Raw genomic sequence first — 20,483 nt, 5'->3', positions numbered from 1 at the left:
CCGATGGGCCGTCACATTCGCATTGCAGAATTCAGGCGGTCGATCATGGTCAGGGCGTGCTGCTTCTTGTCGAGATTGTAGGTATCGGTCTCAGATATAGCGTTCAGCGCCTCGTGCCAAGTATCCGACAGCGTTTTGGCCCGCGCCAGATCGCCCGCCAGCGCGGCCTGGCTTGCACTGGTCGAGAGCAGGTCGAGCGCACGGCGATTGAAGATATCGAACTGGATCGCCCGGTCGCGCCCGGCGACCGCCTCCGCGAGGCGATAGGCGCCGGCAACATCGCTCTTTCCCGCTGTCGCCAGGGCGTCGAGCGCCTCGGCGATTTCCAGCCCGCCATACTGCGTCAACAGGATGGCGTTGCGCGCGCTGCCCCCTGCCCGCTTGGCCAGCGCCGTGCGCGCCGCGGGATCGTCCGGCGGCGGCGGTTCGACGCTCTCCAGAACCGTCATCAGGCTCTCGGCATCGAGCGGTGCCAGCCGCACCATCTGGCAGCGCGAGCGGATCGTCGGCAGCAGGCTGCCAGGCGCATGGACGATGAGGATGAAGAGTGTGCGTGCCGGTGGTTCTTCAAGATTCTTCAACAAGGCATTGGCCGCATTGATATTCATGTCGTCGGCCGGGTCGACGATCACCACCCGGTAGCTGCCGTCATGCGAGGTCAGCGACAGGAAGCGGCTGACCTTGCGGATCTCGTCGACGGTGACGACCGTCTTAAAACTCTTCGTCTTGTCGTTCGGCGGGCGGGTCAGATGCAGCACCGAGGGATGCGCGCCGGTGGCGATCTGGCGGAACAGCGATGACGCCGGATCGGGAACGGCAAGGACCTCCGGCGCCTGTTCGAACGCCGGATGCTTCAACAGATGATGCGCCAGGTGAAAGGCGAGCGTCGCCTTGCCGATGCCGACCGGTCCGACAAAGATCAGCGCATGCGGCAGCTTCCCGGAGCGATAGGCGGTGGCGAGCATGTTCGCCGCCTGGCCATGCCCGACCAGACGCGGCGTCTCGGATGGCTCCGGCACGCCGTCGAGCGTGTCGTGCTGTTCTGGTGCGATCCGTTCGAAAATCATGCCGGCGACACCTGTTTCCTGTGCACCGGCGTCATCGTCTCCAAGGCGGCGAACACGGTGGCGGTGACGACATTCTCCACCGCGTCGGGGTCGGCGGATGCATCGACGACGATGCAGCGCTCGGGCTCTGCCGCGGCGATCGCCAGAAAGGCTTCGCGGCGGCGCTGATGGATATCGAGCGTTTCCTTTTCGAAGCGATCGGCACCAGCATCGGTTCCCCGCCGTACCGTGGCGCGCCGCAGTCCTTCGGCGGGGTCGATATCGAAGATCAGCGTCATGTCAGGCACCATGCCGTTGATGGCGACCTTTTCCAGTGCCTCCATGAACGCCGGGTCGAGACCGCCAGTGACGCCCTGGTAGACGCGTGAGGAGTCCATGAAGCGATCACAAAGCACGATCGAGCCGCGCTCGACCGCCGGCCGAATGACCTGCTCGACATGGTCGGAACGCGCGGCGGCGAAAAGCAGCGCCTCCATCTTGGGGCCGAACGGTTCGGCCGCACCCGAAAGCAGGACATGCCGGACCGCCTCTGCGCCCGGCGAGCCACCCGGTTCACGCGTGACAAGGACATCGTATTTCTTGGCGCGCATCTTACTGGCCAGCCGCTCGATCTGCGTCGACTTGCCTGCCCCTTCTCCGCCTTCGAAGGTGATGAAAAATCCGTATGCCAAAGCCCTTGTCCTGCTGCGGGACCGTAATAGTCCTGACTTGAGAAAAGGTCCACGCCGTGGTCCTAAAGCGCGTCGCGTCTGAAGATATGCGACGCGCTATAGGCCCTTTTCACGCATATCGTGGCCCCAAAACCGCTGCGCACTTTTGGGCGACGTGCATCAACGCAGCCAGCCGACGGCCAGTTCCTTGGCGGCATCGAGCGCGCGTTGCGGCAGCGTGCCGACGCCAACCGATTCGGCCGCGAAAAGCGGCGTCTCCTGGCTCAGCGTATCACCGATCCAGACCTGCAGCGCACCCACTGGTTGTCCCTCCTCCACGGGGGCTGCAACCGGCCCGTCATAGACGATCTTGGCGGTCAGCTTGTCGCGGTTGGCGATGGGCAGGAAGATGACCACGGGCGCTTTTGCCTTCAGCGCCACACCGGATTTCGCACCGCCGAAAACCTGGGCCTCGCCGACCACCTCGTCCTTGGCGAAAATCTCAGTCTTCTGGAAGGAACGAAGGCCCCAATCGAGCAGCTTTCGCGCTTCCTCGGCGCGCTCGCGGTCGCTTGCCAGGCCGCTCATCGCCGCAATGACCCGCCTGCCACTGTGGCTGACCGAGCCGACGACGCCGAAGCCGGATGCCTCGCTCCTGCCGATCGCCAGGCCGTCGGCGCCAATATCCATCGCCAGCAGCGGGTTGCGGTTCCTCTGGGTGATCTTGTTCCAGGTGAAGTCCTTCTGGCCGTAGTAGCGATAAAGGTCCGGGTACTCGCGCCAGATATGCAGGGCAAGGAGCGCAAGCTCTCGAACCGTCGTTTGCTGACCATCGGCCGGCAGACCGGTTGCATTGACGAATGTCGATTTCTCGAGGCCAATCTGCCTTGCGCGCTCGGTCATCTCAGTCGCGAAATTCGCCTCCGATCCCGCAAAACCTTCGGCGATGATGATGCAGCCGTCATTGGCGGCCTGAACCGTCACGCCCTGGATCAGGTCTTCAAGCCGGATCGTTGACTTCAGTTTGGCAAACATTGTCGACGTGCCGGATGGCGCGCCGCCGGTGCGCCATGCGTTCTCACTCACCACGAATGTATCGTTGAGGGTCACGCGGCCCGATTTGATGGCGTTGAACACCACCTCCATCGTCATCAGCTTGGCCAGCGACGCCGGCTGAATCGGCCTGTCGGCATCCTTGGAAAACAGCACCGTTCCGGTTTCGGCATCGATCATGAAGGCCTGCGCGGCCTTGGTCTCGAAAAGCTGCGCCGCGGCCGGAGCCAGCGAAAGCAGCAGGAGGCCAAAACCCAGGAGCCCGGCGAGAGGCGCGGCGAAACGAAATTTCATGAGAGGTTCGACCTGTCAGCCGGCATTTCTGGGGCAAGCTCTACAAGCTATCAGGCTTTGTCCCGGCCGATCAACCGCGCGATGGACAACAGGGCAAAACTTCAGGTTTGCCGGTCAGTTCCGAACCACGAGCGCGTCTGGCGCGCCATGCGACCATGCCGCCTGCAGCATCTCGTCCAGGCTGGCATGGCCGTCCGGATAGAGATCGACCGAATACCAGTTCTTGCCCTCGAATTCGGAGCGCTGGATTTCGGTCCTGCCGAAGCCGGAAAGCTGGCTCGCCACACGCTGCGCCTCGGCGGCATCATCGAATGAGCCCGCCGCGATATACTCAGCGGGCGACGGAGCCTGCCGCTTCCACGATTGAAGGATTTCGGCAGGCGACATTCCAGCGCTATCCAGCGCGGCAAAGACATTGCGGGCGCGCTGCACGCGTTCGTCCGCGTAAGACAGCGCCGCTACGCCGAACGGCGATTGCGCCGGCAGATTGATCTGCGGGCGTTCCGGCACGATCGGCCCGAAATCGGGCAGCGTCACATTGCCGGAGGCCGGCGCCTGCGCCGCAATGACAGGCTGTGCCGATGCGGAATTCGTCAACTGGCCGGGAAATGGAGCGGCGGCGGCCAACGCCGTACTCGGGGATGGTCCATTCATGGCGATCATGACACCGGTGGGCAAGCCGTCCGACGGATCCGGCACTCTGTTGCCTGGATTATAGGAGGCCATCAGGTACCGGTCGTCATTGCCGTCAAGCGGCGCCCGGCCGACATATTCGACCTTCACCTTGGCCGTGCCGATATTGGCATAGTCGAGCATTTCGGCGGCGCGTTTCGACACATCGATGATGCGCCCGTCATGGTAAGGGCCGCGATCGTTGACGCGCACGATGACCGAGCTGCCGGTCTTCAGATTGGTGACGCGCGCATAGCTCGGCAGCGGCATTGTCGGATGCGCGCCGGTCAGATGTGTCATGTCGTAGACTTCGCCGTTAGCGGTCAGCCTGCCGTGGAAGGCTTCGCCATACCAGGAGGCGAGACCCATCTTGGCATAGCGCTTGTCTTCCTTCGGATAATACCACTTGCCGCGCACCTGATAGGGCTTGCCGAGCTGGTCGCGTCCGCCGCCACGCTGCAGGCCCGACATCTTGAAGGTGACGCGCGGGCTGGCCTTCACGCCGTATTCGGATTCGGAAAAATATTCCTTGGAGCGGGGTTTCTTGTTGACCATCGCCTTTGGCTGTGGCGGCGCGGCGCAAGCCGCCAGCAAGGCAGCCGACAGGGCAAACAACGCGAAAGCGGAAGCGCGACGAAGACGCGGGCGCGCCGTGCTTTGCATTTTTCGATTGTCCCCTCTCAACAAAGGCACCGCAACTTGACCGTCGGCAGGGCCAAAACCCACTCGACAAATGCCAGCGCCACCTTGATTCGCAATCCCTTGTGCACAGGAATTGTTTATCACCGTATTAACCGATTGTGGTCGGAACCGGGCGAGATTGTGGCGCAAACCGTCCCGCCGATCGCTGTGAAAAATCACCGCTTTCGACGTTCGGTGCTGCGCTGTTCGCCTTGCTTCAGCACCGCCGTCAAGCGCCCGTGCCCCTGCCCTTGGCGGGAGCCGGCGACAGCCGGTTGACAGGACTTCGTTAGGCGCACTAGAGCAATGAAGCGCGAACGATCTCCGGGCGGTGCAGCAGTGCCGACAGGTATGAGTTGAGATCAGGACGAGCATCCAAGTGGTTGAAAAATCACGATGGAGGGATGGCCGAGCGGTTTAAGGCACCGGTCTTGAAAACCGGCGTGGGTGCAAGCCCACCGTGGGTTCGAATCCCACTCCCTCCGCCAATGCACCCTGCCCCAACATTCTCTGTGTCAATCTGAAGGAACATGAATCCCGCAGAACTGCGGGTATTTGAACGAAAGCTGTCAACCGGGCCGCCATCCATTCCGGCCGAATGCCCGTCCTCTCGCCCAAGCGGGACACCAGGTCCCATACCCAAATCGTCCTGCGCACTTGTCATGGCGCCGACATTCCGGCCAATAGAACGGATACCGTGACCGGCCAAGGCGCAACACAACGGTTCGCGTCGTCCACCATCTGCTGCTGCATACTTTCCGACTACTGCGCGCCGATCTTTCGCAATTCGCCGAAAGGCCACGAGTCAACGAATCGGCCAGAAACAGCCCGGCCGACACGGCTGCAGGTTCGCCCCTTCTCGGAGTTCGGGCCGAGCCTACGCAAGCACCAGATCGCTTACATGCACCCCGCTGCCGAACTGACTGTAAACATAGTAAGTGGTGTCGTCGTGCTCAACCGAGCCGTCATAGTGCAACTGGGTGATCTTGTGCCCGGATGGATCGTGAAACTCGACCTGGCCGACGGTGCTCGCATCGTGCGGGTTCACGGGCGTGTCACCCGTTGCGCCGGCCAGGTCGAGCTTGCCGTTGCCGCCAAACTTCACGATCCCATCGTGGTTGGAGTCATAGATGAGGCTGGTGGTGACGATCGCATCATTGGGGCCGAACGCCTTGATGCTGTCCTTCCCGAGGCTCGCGATCAGCTCTGTATCGAAGAAGAAGAAGTCTGCGAGCTCGCCCGCTGCGTCGCCGAATAGTACGTCGTTACCAGGCACGGCCTCGATCGCACCGACCGGAACGCGACTATTCGCGGGTGGAACAACATCTTCGACGCTTACGACACCGTCCGCAAATTGAAAAAACTCGAAATCGCTTGCGGTATCGATGCCGTCAGGCACGCCCCCGCGATTGTCCTCAAGCCTGATCGATCCGTCACTCAGCTCCGTGATGATGTAGTCGCCGATGTTTCCAGAATATATGGCGGTGTCGATACCGCCGCCTCCCTCCAGATCGTCGTCTCCTCCGCCACCCTCGACGGTGTCGTCGCCTTCACGCGCTTCAACGAAGTTCGACTCTGAGCTACCCGTCAGGTCATCAGCATGAGAGGAAGCGGCGATATTGGCGAAATTCACGAGACTATCGGTGTTCCCGAACCCGTCGGATGCTGCGCCCGCCGACAAATCGACCGTCACACCCGTAGGCGAGTCAAAATAGTCGGCCGTGTTGTTCCCCCCGGCGCCGTCGATAGTGTCGTTGCCGGCACCGCCGTTGATGATATCATTACCGGGGCCGCCATCGATGAAGTCGTTACCGTCAGCACCTATGAGGTTGAGATCATCACCGTTACCCCCGAGAACGGTATCGTCGCCGCCACCGCCGTTGATATTGTCACTGCCATCACCACCTTCCAGTTGGTTTGCACCGTTATCGCCGCTGATGTTGTCGTTGAATGCGGTGCCGCGCGCGTCCTCGATCGAAACTAACGTGTCGGTGTTACCGAAGCCGTCGGTAGCGGTGCCGTTGACTAGGTTAACGCTTACACCTTGGTTACCGCCGTATCGTGCGTCTTGACTATAATCGGTCATGTCACGACCGGCACCACCGTCGATGGTATCGTTGCCGGCGATACCACGGATTCTGTTGTTACCGTCATCGCCCGTGAGTGAATCGTTACCGAGACTGCCCCGGATTCGCTCGATACTGATGAGGGTGTCGGTTGATGTACCGTTTGCGTAAGTCTCCACCGCCGTGCCAGTGGCCAGGTTCACCGCCACCGAGATAAGGTTCGTGTCGTTGGTGTAGTGCGCCTCGTCGTTGCCGCCGCGTCCGTCAACGATGTCGTTGCCGCGGAAGGAGCGGATGATGTTGTCATCAGCATCACCGCGGAGCGTGTCCGCGAAGTTCGAACCGGCTATGCCACCGATGCTGACCAATGTGTCAGTGCCGCCGAACGTATCGGTTGCGGTGCCGGCAGCCAGATCGACGGTGACGCCGTTGGGACCACCCTCGTCGGCGTACCAGATGTCGTCGAACTCGCCCTCCCCGTTGATGGTGTCATTGCCTGGCCCGCCGCGGAACACGTCCGAATCGTCGCCGCCGAGCAATGTATCATTGCCGTCGCCGCCGATAATCTCGTCTTCGCCGCCGAAACCGTTGATGGTGTCGTTACCTGCGAGGCCATCGATGGTGTCGGCGTTTTCGGTGCCTGGGATGTTATCGTCCGTTGGAGTACCTATTATATTTGCCATTTGTATTTGCCTCCCAACAAATATCTGTTGCCATGGTGATAATCCTTTGGCGCTCAGAACCGCGGGTGAGGTGCGCTGGTGCTAGCACAGAGTTTACCCGTTCGCGCTGTGAAGCGCATTATCTACGATCCTTGGTAAAAGCTACCCCCCGCTCGTGGGCGTGTTAATACGGTAAGACTCGATTAACGAGAAGGCAATCGGAAACCTTTGGTGGATGAGGGCGGAAGCGCGGCGACGTGGCGGCGGCGGAGGGTGGCACCGGCCGGTCGAATATTCCTGGGAAGGGGTAGCGCTGATGGCCAAACCCCAATGGGTGATCCGGTTGGAATGTTAGTGCATGCCTGGTGTTGGCGCTACGGCCGGCGTGGCCGGCGAAGCGGGTCTGGGGTGCGTAGCCGGCCACTGGGCCGCCTCCGGGGCGGGTGGACGACAGCCAAGGGCTGAGTGTGGCGCACTGTATTGTAATGGCGCCGCCAGCCTTCGATGACGATCTTGGCCTCTTCCAGTGTGTAGAAGATTTCGCCATCGAGCAGCTCGTCGCGGAGCTTCGAGTTGAAGCTCTCGCAGTAGCCGTTCTCCCAAGGGCTACCTGGCATGATATAGGCGGTCCTGGCGCCGACAGCTGCAATCCATTCGCGCACCGCCTTGGCAATGAACTCCGGGCCGTTGTCGATCGGATGTGGCCTGGGACGCCGCGGAGGATGACCAGATCCGAGAGCGTGTCGATCACGTCAACGGCCTTCAACTTCCGGCCGATGCGGATCGTCAGGCACTCCCGGGTGAACTCGTCGATGATGTTGAGCATGCGGAAACTCCGTCCATTGTGGGTGCGGTCCTGGACAAAGTCGTAGGACAAGACATGGTTGGGATGCTGCGGCCGAAGCCGAATGCAGGAGGTCTCATTGCACCAGAGCCGCCCACGCTTCGGTTGCTTTTGTGGAACCTTGAGCCCCTCGCGCCGCCAGATCCGCTCGACCCGCTTGCGGTTCACCGCCCAGCCTGACCTGCGCAGCATCGCCGTGATGCGACGATAGCCACAGCGGCCATAGTGGGTGGCAAGCGCGATGATGTCGGCGGTCAGCGCCGCTTCGTCATCCGAGGTCTTCGGGACCTTGCGCTGCGTCGAATCGATGCTGGCCAAGAACCCGGCACGCCCGTCGTTGGGACACGCCGAGTTCGCCAACCACATGATCCACACAAGCACGGCGACGCGCGGGGCTTAGAAGTTTCCCCGCGAAGCTTCGGCAAGGATCATCTTGTCGAGCGTCAGGTCAGAGGCCGCGCGCCGCAGCCGAGCGTTCTCCGCCTCCAACTCCTTCGGGCGCTTCACCTGGTCGCCTTTCAGGCCGCCGTATTCCTGCCGCCACCGGTAATATGTAGCTTCCGTCACCCCTATCGACCGGACCGCTTCCGCGACCGGTCGACCCTGCGACGTCAACACGTCAACCTGACGCAGCTTCGCAACAATCTCTTCCGCTGTATGCCGTTTCCTGGCCATTTGGTCTCTCCTCAATCGGCTCAAAACCATACCTAATTGAGGACCACTTCATTGGGGGCAGACCACACTTGATGTTCCGGCATGGCCGCCACCATGGCGGTACGAATGACAGGCATGCCGCTCGCCCGGATCGTGCGCGGCGGCCGGTGATTGTCGTTTCTGTCGAGACCAAGGAATCGCGCGCGGCAACGCTGGCAAAGCACGGCGTTCCGGTGAATTTCATCGATCAGAAGCGGAACAAGGGTGGTCGGTTCCCAAGCCAGTGGATCTCTGGCTCCAGGACGATCCCGAAACGGGCTTCGACTTTCCCCTGCACGGTTTCGATTAGAGCTTCGATGTCGGCCGAGGTTGCGCTACCACAGTTCTCAATCCAGTTCGCATGCTTCGGACTGATGCGAGCGCCTCCAATTGCCAGACCCTTGAGATTGCATTGTTCAATGTACCAGGCAGCGGGAAGGCCGCCGGGAACACGCTTGAAAGTGCTGCCAGCCGTCTTAGCGCGTATCGGTTGCTTGCGACGACGTTCGTCGAGATGATGCCCCATTCGCAGCGATATCAACCCGGGGTCACCTCGGATGTCGGGGCGGAACATGGCCCTGAGAACTGTGAGGCCATACTCAGCTATTCGGGTCGTCCGATAAGACATGCCAAGGTGTCGAATGTCGTCGATCCTTTGCTCGCGACCGCGATCGTCAACCACGTCCACGGCTTTTAACACGAGCTTGAGTTCACGTTGTTCGCTTGCCTCGGTTCCACAGTTGAGCGCTACTCCTCCTCCAACCGTGCCCGGGATGCCGGCGAGGAACTCGAAACCGGCACAGCCATTCCTGGCGGCGGTTCTCGCAAGTCTCGGCATTAGCGCACCCGCCTCCGCGGTAATCTGGTCTTCGTGGAACCAAATCTTCTGAAGGGTCCGGCGAAAGCACACTACGAGGCCCGGTAAGCCGGAGTCGCTGACCAGCAAGTTAGACCCAGCGCCGAGTTTGTAGACGGGAATGCCTCGTCGGTGACAGGCGTCGAAAACGAAGGGCAACTCGTCGGCGCGGGCGTGCAGTAGCCATCGAGCCGCACCACCAACCCGCCAGGTTGTGAAGGCGGAAAGGGGTGCATTCTCGACTAGCCGCGTAGCATCAAAAGTTCCGAAGGGCGCACTCTTCAGCGGCATGGATTGTCAGGTGTGAACCGCGGCATTGGCTCCGAGGCTACGCAGCTTTCCCGTCAAATTGACGTAGCCGCGATCCATCTGCCAAGCGTCATGGATTCGCGTCTCGCCTCCCGTCGTGAGGCCGAGAAGCGCGAGTGCCATGCCGGCACGGAGGTCGACTGCCGTGACATCGGTTCCTTTCATGGGCGAGCCCCCGTCAATGCACAGCATTCCTTCGCGTACCTGTCCGCGCACCCCGAGCTTTGAGAACTCGTGAACGTAGTCGAACCGACCTGGAAACCGTAAGTCAATGATACGCGATTCACCGTGGGCACGTGCGCCGAAAGCTGCGAACAGTGGCTGCATGTCGGAGTTTATCCCGGGATAGGGACCCGTGCTGATATCAATCGGGTAGCAGTATCCGCCTGCGACCCGCATCAGGTTCGGTCGTTCTAGATGGAATCTAGCGCCACTCTCTCTCAAGAAAATGAGTGGAACTTCGAGATGAGCCGACGGAAAATTTTCAATTTCTATTTCACCGCCCGTGACCGTGGCAGCGATCAGCCACGTGATTGCTTCCAAATTATCCGGGATGACGGTGTGAGTAGTGCCAGAAAGCGCATCCCGGCCTGTGACACGCACGTACTGCTGGCCGCAGACCTCGATCTGGGCCCCCATCTTGCGCAGCATCGACACGAGATCGAGCACTTCAGGGCGGATGTGGGGGTTCCAGACCGTTGTCACGCCATTCGCCAGCGACGCGCAGAGTAGCGCGTTCTCCGTCGCCCCGGTCGAGCGGATCGGAAGACAAATGTCGCAACCAGTCAGGCCGCCTCCCGATGAGGCGCAGAGCATTCCTCTTTCAACCCACACTTCGGCTCCCAGCCGCTTCAAGACGAGCTCATGGATGTCGTACTTGCGGTCACCGATCTCGCAACCGCTGGGCAGTGGGACAGCGCCTTCCCCAAAGCGAGCAACCAGCGCACCGAGCATCAGAAGAGTGTAGCGGGTCGACCTTCCGTGCCACTTGAGGCAAGTCCTCAATCCCGCATCTTCGCTGATCGTCAGTTGCGTGCCCGCCACGGTGCAACTCTTCCCGATCCTCTCCAGCATTGCGACCTGAATGGCTGGATCGAGCGCTCCGTTAGGATAATTCTGCAGAATAATGGGCTCGGAAGTCAGGAGAGAGGCGGCCATCAGCGGCAGCGCACTGTTCTTTGCCCCGCTCACGGCGACACGACCTCTCAGTCGCGACGCGCTCACATGGAGTACGCGCCTCCCAAACAGGTCAGGGCTGTGCCGCGTTTCAGAGCCCGAGGGACACTCGCATGACGAGGTCGGCTCGCCACTGATATCGCCCATACTGAGAGCCTTCCGCTTGGTGCTTCCTGCGAGGTTACAACCGGGCTTGCGACAACACCAGACCTGTCTGGTTGGCAAAACACGCTCACCCGATCGCCAGAGCCGCTCCGGACAGGAGCGAACCAGTGGACGTGGATGGAATTTCTCAGTATTGCAATATGCAGGATTCACGGCGTTGCCTGTAACCGCGAGGCCTCTGGGCGATCTTAGGATGAACTCTCAGGGGTCCCGGCTCTCGACCGATGTCATCGCGATCCTGCGCACGCGGGCCGTGACCCTCATCCTTTCCGTGCTCGTCAGTGTCGTAACGGCGAGGTACTTGGGCGCTGACGGGAAAGGCCTGATCGCTGCTCTCATGGCCGTGCCCGGCGTGGCCGTGGCGCTGTGCGAGCTTGGTGTGCGGCAATCCGCGTCGCACTATCTCGCACGGCGAATACTGCCGCTCCCGGAGGTGCTCGGCGCGCTGTCACTCCTCGCTCTCGCGACAAGCTCCTTAGGCGTCCTCGCCACGCTGATCTATCTCGAATGGGGCCCATCGCAGCGATTTACTCAGCTGCAGGTAGCGCTCGCCTGCTCGACCATACCACTCTCAGTCGCAGTGTCGTATGTCTCCGGAATCTTCCTCGGTCTTCTCCAGATAGCCCGATTCAACGCTGCCGCGTGGTTTCCATCCGTCGCCTCCGCCGCGATCATCCTTCTTCTCGTCGGCTTCCTGGGGGTCGGGCCCACCGGCGTTCTATGGGCGAAAGTAGTCGCCGGCATCTTAATGCTTGCATACGCCTTGACGACGCTGCCCTTGGTCGCCGCGCTCCGGTTGACCTTATCCTGGCGGGCTCCGGCGAGGATCGTGCGGTTGGGGATCGTGTATGCCGTTGCGCTCTTTGCGCTGACCCTGAACTATAGCATTTCAGTGATCCTACTGACCCAACTTAGTACGTTCCGCGAGGTTGGAATCTTCTCGCTCGGCAACAGCATAGCAACCCTGGTGTGGGTCGTGCCGGGAGCCATCGGCCCGCTGGTCTTCGCGCATAGCGCTTCCGCAACACGGCATTCGCAGCAGCCGGAGCACCTTTCTGCTCTTACGCGGATCACTCTCGCCGCATCGGCCGCTTGCGGGCTTGGCCTGGCTCTCGTCTCACCCAAAATCGTGCCGCTCGTCTACGGCGCAAGCTTCTCGGCGAGCTCCCTCGTTGTTCTGATGCTCATGCCTGGGGCGGTCTGCTTCGCTGCCTTCAAGCTCCTGAACGTCAATCTGGCCGGCCAGGGGAAGCCGTGGCTGACCCTGGTGGCGATCTTGCCCGCGCTCGCCCTGAACGTGGTGCTCGGATGCGTTCTAGTGCCCCTGTCCGGAAGCGTCGGTGCCGCGCAGGCGACCAGCATCAGCTACGTCGTGGGTGCCGGGGCGATGGTGATGATCTACTGCCGGTCGAGCGGGCAAAGCCCCCGGGAAGCTCTCATTTGCACGACCGCGGATGTAAAGCTTCTTTGCCGTGCCTTATCCGGGATGCTCGGCAGAGCGATGGGCCAGGCGACATGACGGGCCACTCCGGGCCGATCACAGGCGGCGGGGAGCGCTGGACCGCCGCGCGGTCCGCCCGCTGGCCGCTGGTCTCGGTTGTGAGCGTCTTTCACAACCGAGCGCTGTACGCGCGCGACTCCGCCGAGAGCCTCGTCTCGCAGACCTATCCGAACCTGGAAATCATCGTGATCGACGACGGGTCCGTAGACGGCACCTTCCAGGTCCTGGAGTCCGTTCTAGCAGGCCGCGCTATCCTGAGACGCCAGGAAAACCGGGGCTTCACCTCGACACTGAAGCAGGCAATCGAGAGCAGCCGCGGCGAGTTCGTTGCGATCCACGGTGCCGGCGACTTATCGTACCCGCAGCGCATAGAGCGCCTTGCGGCGATGCTGACAAGATATCCCGACATCGGTCTCGTGAACAGCTGGTGGGAGCGGGAGAACTTGGCCTCGGGAGAGCGAGAGATCGGCAGGCCGGAACCCCGCGGCCGGATGGCGGAACAGTTGCTGGCCAGCAATCCTTTCCTGCACGGGGAGGTCATGTTTCGGCGGGAGATGTACGACAGGGTCGGCGGCTACCGCGAGGTCTTCACCTATGCCCAGGACCGCGATCTGTGGCTGAGGATGAGCCGGTGGACCGAATTCAGCACGGTACCCGAAGTCCTGTACCGATGCCGCATCGTTCCGGGGTCGGTCTCGATGGACGCCTCTAAAATTCTGATGCAGTGCTATTTTTCCGCTTTGGCGGTGGAGTGCGCGACAAGTCGTACGCCGGATGGCCTTGACGTCGTGGACCGCCACGGAGCCGACGCTCTTCACTATCGTGCTCGCTCGTGGGAGACTGCTCGTCGGCTGGCCCGCAAAGGTATCGACAGATTGCTGCATGACCCGGACGGCGCTTGGCTGCTTGTCCGGGCCGGCCTGAAAGAGCATCGGACATTGAGGACCTGCCTCTCATACACAGTCGTCGCCCTTCACAATCGGGCGTTCCTGCGACCGCTTGTGGCCGGCTTGGTCAGGCTGAAGCGCTCTCTTATTACTTCCCGCATGCAACGGTGTGATCGGATCGCGGATCGTTGAGAGCGGCGCGTTGTCATCTGGCAGATGACCGCTGCCGTGCGCTGAGGACCGTGATAAACGCCTCGGGATCCTCAGGTGAGCGCGGCGCTAAACTAGACCAACGCGAGTTCGCCCGTTTCGATTTCCAGCCGACCCCACTAGGCTGGTAGGCGAAGTATCGCACGCGCGATATCCTGCCGTCCGTCAACGGTGATGGTCCCTGTCGCCGTCGCGTGTCCCGTGGCCATCGAAGATGGTGCAGGTCACAATCTCGGTCCCGGTCTCGCCTTGGTCGAGGCTGTCGAAGGTCCAGGGCGAGGGTGCCGGTCGCGGCAATGGTGCCGCAGGTGGCCGCGTTCTCCGTACCCTCACATTGGTCAAGCAAACAGCAAGTCACCCGTCCCGGCTGCGCTGCCGACGGTCGAGTAGACATAATAGTGGACGCCGCCATGGTCGACCTGGCCGTCGAATTCCAGCGTGGTGATGGTGTTCCCTGTCGTGTTCTTTATGGCGATATCTCCCACCTCTCCGGGCAAGCCGGGGTCTCCCGGTCCTCCGAGCCCGCCCGAGAGGTCAAGAAGATCGTTGGAACCGAAATCAATCTTGCCGTCATTGTTCGAGTCAAACAGTTTTGTCGTGGTCGCGAGGATGTCCCTGGCACCAAAGTTGAAGATGGTGTCGTGACCCAGATTGAGGTCTAGTGCCGTGTCAAAGAAGAACTTGTTCGCCTTCGCATCGGGGTTGTCGCCGGTAAGGCTATCATCACCGAGTTTGCCCTCGAGCGCCTTCAAGGGCCGCACCGTGGCATCGGCGTAGACGAACACATCATCGCAGCCTTCACCCAGAAAGCGCAGGCCCTTCTTGGCATCGAGCCCGTCGAATTTGACCGTGTCGATGCCAGCATCGGGACCGTCAAGGTCGAGCACCTTGTTGGTGCCGAAGGTGATGATGCCGTCACCATTGGAATCGAAGAGGGCCTTGGAGGTGGCGAAGACATCGTCCTTGCCGAAATTGGTGATGCGGTCATGCCCGCTCACCCCCTCCTCCGCAACGAAGAAGGTGTTGTGGTAGGCTGGTCCCGTCAGCGTGTCGTCGGTTGACGCCGAGCCGTCTTGCGTACCGTCGCGCGCGATGATCGGGCAGGTCGAGGCCTCCGAGGGCACCTCTATGGTCCAGGTGACGGTTTGTTGCAGCTTGCCTAGGTCCGTCCTGACCCAACCCGTGTCGTCATAGGCTAGAGCCGTAACAGCGAACGTGCCGAGGCCGTAGCCCTGATCCGACAGATCGAATGCGTAAACACCGCCGTCCTGGATCGTCCTTCCGTCTACGGACCACCGCACCTTGATGACTGCGGGATCGATCACATCGACGAAGACGGAATCCCTGTTGACCAGCCGCGCCGAATTGTCGGTATGCGCATCGATCGGGTCCACATAATCATAGATCCTGAGGATGAATTGTTCGCGGCTGACCGCGTCGAACGGCTGGCCAAGGCTGTTCATCTTCGAGTTCACAGACGGCCGATAAATGCCGAACTTGCTGTACAAGCCGCCCTCATAGACACCAATGGTGCCGACCCCCGGCTGCTCGTAGCCGAGCCAGTGGGCCCATTTCGCTCCCGTGGGATCCGTCGTCACGTTCGGCTGGATCGGCTCGCCACCACTGTACGTGGTGGGCCCACCGTAGTCGTACTCGTCGGCCAGTGCGGCGAAGGAGTGGCCGACCTCATGCAATGCGATTTCGAGCGAAGACTGATTGCCACCAGCGTAAACAGCGTACTTGCCACCTCCACCGCCATACTGAGTATCGTTGACTGTCACAAATGCCATTTCGGCGTTGATTTCGGTGCCGGAAAGGGCACTCGCGATGGCCGCGTCCGTCTTTGAGTCGCTGACATACAGGAGCCGCTGAGTGACGCCATCCCACAGGTAGCTGGCGTCCAGGGCCGTGTTGCGGAAAGTGTTGGTGCTCGGGTCGTCGGCGCCCGACTCGGCGGACACGACGTTGACCCGGTGCACGTTGAAGAAGTTTTTGTAGCGACCGAAAGGCTCACTGAGGAGATCGCCCGAAAACATGTAGTCGGTCAGCGCACGGACGTGATTGGGGTAGGTCGTCGCGATTTCCGACGAACGATAGCCGTCGCCGGCGAAGGCGATGTCGACCCTGTTACGGGATGGTCCGTTGCTGATCGTTGTATCGAATGCGCTCATGATGGCCACTCCTCGTGGAATTACCTATCGGTTCGTGTCATGGAGCTGGTGCGGACATAGCCTGTGTAGACGACTGTGCCTGCGCGCCCGCGAACGCGGCTCCAGGTTTGGCCGACCTCGATCGGCCATAGCCCCGCACCCACCGGCAGCCGCACCACTTCGGGGGAGGCATCGGTCGCCGCCGATCGCACAACCGTGGGGGTGGTTATTCTCCAAAGACCGAACCCCGGAGTCTCATCGGGTGCGTTGGGCGGCCGCGGAGAACCAGTGCCACGGTCGCGCTCGGGCGGCAGGGTGAAAACTATCTGAGTGCCCATTTCAGCTCCTCTCTGAAGGTTCTTCGCCGAAGCGGAAAGCCAGAACGCCATGGAGACAAGGAGCAACGCGATACCGCCAGCTACAACACTACCTCCATTTTTCAGTCTAACCATACCATACATCACAAAGCAGCATGATCTCGACCGCCATCCAGATTGAAGCAGGTGGTATTCGCTGCCATATCCATCACCCAGTTTGCCCATCCCGGCCCCCCTCTTGAGCTAGTTCGGCGCTATGATGATAGGTTTCCCGACAACGGTCTACTGACTCGGTCTGGCGCGCCCCACGGTCCACTTACGCGAACAGCAGATCGCCCAATCCGGCGGCGCTGCCGATGCCACTGTAGACGTAATAATTCACGCCGCTGTGGTCGACCTGGCCGTCAAATTCGAGCGTCGTGACGGCGTTGCCCGTCGCGTTCTTGATGTCGACGTTGTCGACCTCGCCCGGCAGGCCCGGATCGCCCGGTCCGCCAACCCCGCCCGACAGATCGAGAAGATGGTTGGAACCGAAACCAATCTTGCCATCATTGTTCGAGTCGAACAGTTTCGTCGTCGTCACCAAAATGTCCTTGCCGCCAAAATTGGTGATTTTGTCATGGCCGAGATTGAGGTCGAGGGCGGTGTCGAAGAAGAAGGTGTTGGCCTTCGCATCGGGGTTGTCGCCGGCAAGCGCATCATCGCCGAGCTTGCCTTCCAGCGCGCCTTTGGGCCGCACGGTGGCCGTGGCGTAAACGAAGACGTCCTCGCAGCCCTCGCCGAGGAATCGCAGGCCCTTCTTGGCATCGAGCCCATCGAAGGACACCGTGTCTAGGCCAGCATCGGGACCATCAAGATCGAGCACCTTGTTGGTGCCAAAGGTGATGATGCCGTCACCATTGGAATCAAAGAGCGCCTTGGAGCTGGCAAAGACATCGTCCTTGCCAAAGTTGGTGATGCGATCCTTCCCGCTCACCCCCTCTTCCGAAACGAAAAAAGTGTTGTGGTAGGCAGGGGCGGTCAGCGTGTCATTGGTCGAGGCCGAGCCGTCCTGCGTGCCCGGGCGGTCGATGACGGGGCAGGTGGAGGTGGGAAAAAGATCGGCAACAGAGAATGCCCCATCAGCAAACCTGAGAAAGTCAACACCTAGAATCCTGTCTGTCCCGTCGGGTGCTAATGGGCGAGAGTCGGCTATGGCGATGAACCCATCCGATTCTAGTGATGCCTTGTAGTCGGAACGGCCTCCTTCGAAGATAGCGACGTCGACGCCTTTGCCACCAAAAATAAGGTCGTCGCCCGCTCCACCTCTGGCCTCGCCGCCTCCGTCTCCCAATGCGATCTGGTCAGAGCCGGTCCCGGCATCCACATGATGAGACCCCGCGAATGCAACAAAAGTGTCATCGCCTGCTTCGAGGTGATAGTCGCCAGACTTAATACCCGCGACCAAGATTTCAGATACATCCGAAAGAGTTGCAGGGCCGCCATCGAGATCTACAAGAAGCGATTTTCCCGGCATAACGGCAGGAAAGTCATCGACACGAACCAGCTGACCGAGCGGTGAATTGAAGGTCGCCAAGGGAAATACCGTGGCCGACGACCGGATTAAGATAGTATCAAAGCTCGGAAACGAGAAGTTATCGGCAGGCGCATCGAGCGCGGTGACTTCGTACCCCTGAACCCCGGTTGCAGCGAAAGTGCTAGCAGGCAAATATGCCTTCCAGCCATCGGTGAAAAAGTCAACTATGCCTCTCAGCGCAAACGCAGCACCTCCGGCGGGGGTCTGAGGATTGTTTGGATTGTCATTGCCCATCAGGGTTTCATAAATCTTCGTTCCTGCAGCCTTATCTAAATCATACCCCAAAGCCAAAATGGCCGAAAAGAACGCGTCTAGTGGCGCTTTTAAGATCGGTGCGTCTTGCAGAAATTTTATTTCCTGAAGATAATAATCCGCGTCTCTCAGTGACAGCAAATGCGGATAAGCATCGCGGATATCGAGAACGGCACCCCACGACTCACTAATGAAAGCTTTTTCGTTGCTTGGCAGTGCCGCATGCGATGGATACGCGGCGTCAATAACACTCTTAAATACACCACGCATTGTATTATCGAATGTTTGACCGCCGTCGTCATTATCAATCGTGATTGTCGCTATTCCTGTGCCGATTGAATATTTCGGTGAAGCAACCATTGAGATGCCAACAGGAACATTGAGCTCCGGCACGTTGTCTCCAAACGTCTCAAACTTCAGATCGACAGATTTCGAACCAGCCTCAATAATAATATTGTCCTGTGGGTTAAAAACACCATGCAAGTCGACGGTCGCTCGAGCCCTTTCGCTACCTCCCGCGGAGAAAAACGTGTCTTCAAAGCGATAGTTAACAACCAAAGCTTTGTCGGTGGGCCCCGTTCGATCTATCGTGTATGTAAGGGTCTCTCCAGTGCCATTCGATCCTTCTTCCACGTGTTCCTTGCTGGCCGTTATTGAGACAACGATTCCACTTAGATCCACTTGTCCCGAAGAGACGTCTAGGGACTCCCCGAAGGCATCGGCTGTAGCTGATATAGTGTAGGATGATGGCTCCACGGGAAACTGGTCCAGCTTGGGGACGAGCGTTATATGCGCCTGAGTTTCAAACGCGGGCATTTCAACATTGAAGTCGGTCTGCTCAAAGGGAGCAGCGGAATCGTCGATATGAACGTGGATGGTGTAAGGTTCGGTGCAAGGGTGAGTTGCCGAAATCTCTAGCGCAACAGGCGAGCCTTCGCTCAAGACACTCCCGATGCTGATTTTAGGTTTGTCCTCGTGGTCATCGATCTCGAATGTGAGCGTGCCAGTCCAGTGCTCGCTCACCAGATTGCCGTCATCATCCTCAGATACTATATCGGCGGAGCCCTTGATAAAGAACGTCTCTGGTTTTGGCCCCTCCCAAACATCGTCGTCAAGGCTTCCAACGTCTATGTTTACTGGAGCTGTCCCTGATCCAGAGTATGTTGCTTCTGTATAATCTTTGCCAGCCTCAGCCGTTCCATCTTCGGTGTGGGCGGAGTAAGAATAGGATTCAATATCCTCGTCATCGACGTGGAGATGGGTGGTGCCTCCCTCTGGCTGAGTATAGGTGGCATTATAGACGCCCACGATAAAAATCCTCCGCTTTTCAAGTCTCCTGAGTCTGTCTTATGCTGCGATGGCAGGCTGATGGAAGCAGCCGATCTTTTCTCAGCTTCTCTCGTCAACCACTGCGAATGTTTCAAGCCTCGACGAAACAACTCGCGAGTGTGCCCGTTCTTGTCCTTAAGCGAACGCTAGGCCTGCCGTTCCCGCGGCGCTGCCTGTGAGCGAGTAGACAAAGTAGTGGACACCATTGTGGTCTACCTGGCCGTCGAATGCGAGCGCCGTGATGGCGTCGCCCACGGTATCCTTGATGTCGACGGTGCCGCCCTCGCCAGTTGTTAAATCTTACGCGGGTAAAATCGACCATTACTTTTGAAAATAGCCGCTCAGTTGTTCCAAACTCAAAGTTATCCAAGCCTTCTTGAACTTGGGTGCCAGTTTCGATTCGAATATTTCCTGCAGCTGCGACGTGTCTTATATCGATCGCTGCTACTTGTTCCCACGCGTTTATCGCAGAGAAAAGCCCTGCGTCTTCCCAGAAGAAGGTCCTCTCTGGATCCTGATTTGTAGTTCCAACAAAGGGTGTAGTAATGATGGTATTTCCATTTGCATCAGTCGCATTTGACCACTTATAGCCGCCATCCAGCAACGCTTTAAGATACACGTTGTTGTCGATAGCAATTTGCGTTATGGCCATGGCAGGTACCCTCGGATCATGCGGACGACCTTAGCTTTCGCCGCATTGATCGCGGCTATGACACGACTTCGCCGGAAAGCTAGTAGCCTTTGATGCCTCGGCATCGCCGTATGTTCTAGTCGTCCTAGCTTATCTTCAATCAGAACGTTTCCAGTATTGGCTTACGCGAACAGCAGATCACCCGTGCCCGCTGCGCTGCCGAGGGTCGAGTAGACGTAGTAATCGACTTCGCCATGGTCGACCTGGCCGTCAAATTCGAGCGTGGTGACGGCGTGCCCTGCAGTGTTCTGGATGTCGAGGTTGCCGACCTCGCCCGGCAAGCCTGGATCGCCCGGTCCGCCAACCCCGCCCGAGAGGTCAAGAAGATGGTTGGAACCGAAACCAATCTTGCCATCATTGTTCGAGTCGAACAGTTTCGTCG

At 59.8% G+C, this 20,483-nt stretch carries 12 protein-coding genes, 1 tRNA gene and 1 pseudogene; 3 read left to right on the top strand and 11 right to left on the bottom strand.

All coding sequences use genetic code 11. The features are described from left to right. Positions 1–11: 11 nt before the first annotated feature. The 4 genes from BQ8482_RS33340 to BQ8482_RS33325 all read right to left on the bottom strand — a co-directional run bounded on the left by BQ8482_RS33340 (position 12) and on the right by BQ8482_RS33325 (position 4,399). Positions 12–1,067, bottom strand: a complete 1,056-nt coding sequence (locus BQ8482_RS33340) for a DNA polymerase III subunit delta' (protein WP_123151449.1) — start codon at positions 1,065–1,067, stop codon at positions 12–14. Further along, a complete protein-coding gene (gene tmk, locus BQ8482_RS33335) occupies positions 1,064–1,738 on the bottom strand; it encodes a dTMP kinase (RefSeq protein ID WP_123151448.1) in 675 nt (224 codons plus the stop codon). Before tmk ends, BQ8482_RS33340 begins: the two co-directional genes overlap by 4 nt. Positions 1,739–1,897: 159 nt before the next feature. Then, a complete protein-coding gene (locus BQ8482_RS33330; protein WP_208867939.1) occupies positions 1,898–3,064 on the bottom strand; it encodes a D-alanyl-D-alanine carboxypeptidase family protein in 1,167 nt (388 codons plus the stop codon). Between the two features lie 114 nt (positions 3,065–3,178). Next, positions 3,179–4,399, bottom strand: a complete 1,221-nt coding sequence (locus BQ8482_RS33325) for a septal ring lytic transglycosylase RlpA family protein (protein ID WP_123151447.1) — start codon at positions 4,397–4,399, stop codon at positions 3,179–3,181. 416 nt (positions 4,400–4,815) lie between these two features. Here BQ8482_RS33325 and BQ8482_RS33320 point away from each other — a divergent pair. Further along, a tRNA-Ser gene (locus BQ8482_RS33320) sits at positions 4,816–4,905 on the top strand. A gap of 389 nt (positions 4,906–5,294) precedes the next feature. Here the strand turns inward: BQ8482_RS33320 and BQ8482_RS33315 are convergent. The 4 genes and pseudogenes from BQ8482_RS33315 to BQ8482_RS33300 form a co-directional block, all read right to left on the bottom strand. Beyond that, positions 5,295–7,166 (bottom strand): calcium-binding protein, encoded by a 1,872-nt coding sequence (locus tag BQ8482_RS33315; protein WP_123151446.1) that lies wholly within the window; start codon positions 7,164–7,166, stop codon positions 5,295–5,297. A gap of 330 nt (positions 7,167–7,496) precedes the next feature. Further along, a pseudogene (locus BQ8482_RS33310) lies at positions 7,497–8,664 on the bottom strand (IS3 family transposase). Positions 8,665–8,890: 226 nt separating this feature from the next. Continuing rightward, positions 8,891–9,829, bottom strand: coding sequence for a UDP-N-acetylmuramate dehydrogenase (murB, locus tag BQ8482_RS33305; protein WP_123151445.1), 939 nt, complete (start codon positions 9,827–9,829; stop codon positions 8,891–8,893). Positions 9,830–9,835: 6 nt separating this feature from the next. Continuing rightward, positions 9,836–11,170: a UDP-N-acetylglucosamine 1-carboxyvinyltransferase gene (locus BQ8482_RS33300; RefSeq protein WP_123151444.1), complete on the bottom strand. Its 1,335-nt coding sequence runs from the start codon at positions 11,168–11,170 to the stop codon at positions 9,836–9,838. Between the two features lie 211 nt (positions 11,171–11,381). Between BQ8482_RS33300 and BQ8482_RS33295 the strand changes: the two genes are divergently transcribed. Continuing rightward, positions 11,382–12,707 carry an MATE family efflux transporter gene (locus tag BQ8482_RS33295; RefSeq protein ID WP_165848821.1) on the top strand — a complete coding sequence of 442 codons (1,326 nt, stop codon included), beginning with the start codon at positions 11,382–11,384 and terminating at the stop codon, positions 12,705–12,707. After that, positions 12,704–13,768: a glycosyltransferase gene (locus BQ8482_RS33290; protein WP_165848820.1), complete on the top strand. Its 1,065-nt coding sequence runs from the start codon at positions 12,704–12,706 to the stop codon at positions 13,766–13,768. Before BQ8482_RS33295 ends, BQ8482_RS33290 begins: the two co-directional genes overlap by 4 nt. Positions 13,769–14,124: 356 nt before the next feature. On the opposite strand, the gene BQ8482_RS33285 is transcribed toward BQ8482_RS33290, so the two are convergent. The 3 genes from BQ8482_RS33285 to BQ8482_RS38825 form a co-directional block, all read right to left on the bottom strand. Further along, positions 14,125–15,957 carry a M64 family metallopeptidase gene (locus BQ8482_RS33285; protein WP_123151441.1) on the bottom strand — a complete coding sequence of 611 codons (1,833 nt, stop codon included), beginning with the start codon at positions 15,955–15,957 and terminating at the stop codon, positions 14,125–14,127. Positions 15,958–16,569: 612 nt separating this feature from the next. Continuing rightward, positions 16,570–19,389 carry a hypothetical protein gene (locus BQ8482_RS37910; protein WP_133254884.1) on the bottom strand — a complete coding sequence of 940 codons (2,820 nt, stop codon included), beginning with the start codon at positions 19,387–19,389 and terminating at the stop codon, positions 16,570–16,572. An 834-nt stretch (positions 19,390–20,223) separates the two neighbouring features. Further along, the coding region (locus tag BQ8482_RS38825) for a hypothetical protein (protein ID WP_208867937.1) at positions 20,224–20,483 on the bottom strand (260 nt) is incomplete at its 5' end.

Source organism: Mesorhizobium delmotii (assembly GCF_900149755.1).
Taxonomy (GTDB): Bacteria; Pseudomonadota; Alphaproteobacteria; order Rhizobiales; family Rhizobiaceae; genus Mesorhizobium; species Mesorhizobium delmotii.
Note: the sequence above shows the minus strand (reverse complement) of the source record. Positions and strands in the feature narration are given on the sequence as shown.

Excerpts from the sequence above, each read along its gene's own strand:
- BQ8482_RS33325 (WP_123151447.1), bottom strand. The coding sequence starts at position 4,399 with ATGCAAAGCACGGCGCGCCCGCGTCTTCGTCGCGCTTCCGCTTTCGCG.
- BQ8482_RS33300 (WP_123151444.1), bottom strand. The coding sequence starts at position 11,170 with ATGGGCGATATCAGTGGCGAGCCGACCTCGTCATGCGAGTGTCCCTCG.
- murB (WP_123151445.1), bottom strand. The coding sequence starts at position 9,829 with ATGCCGCTGAAGAGTGCGCCCTTCGGAACTTTTGATGCTACGCGGCTA.
- BQ8482_RS33295 (WP_165848821.1), top strand. The coding sequence starts at position 11,382 with ATGAACTCTCAGGGGTCCCGGCTCTCGACCGATGTCATCGCGATCCTG.
- BQ8482_RS33330 (WP_208867939.1), bottom strand. The coding sequence starts at position 3,064 with ATGAAATTTCGTTTCGCCGCGCCTCTCGCCGGGCTCCTGGGTTTTGGC.
- BQ8482_RS33285 (WP_123151441.1), bottom strand. The coding sequence starts at position 15,957 with ATGAGCGCATTCGATACAACGATCAGCAACGGACCATCCCGTAACAGG.
- BQ8482_RS33315 (WP_123151446.1), bottom strand. The coding sequence starts at position 7,166 with ATGGCAAATATAATAGGTACTCCAACGGACGATAACATCCCAGGCACC.
- BQ8482_RS33290 (WP_165848820.1), top strand. The coding sequence starts at position 12,704 with ATGACGGGCCACTCCGGGCCGATCACAGGCGGCGGGGAGCGCTGGACC.
- BQ8482_RS33340 (WP_123151449.1), bottom strand. The coding sequence starts at position 1,067 with ATGATTTTCGAACGGATCGCACCAGAACAGCACGACACGCTCGACGGC.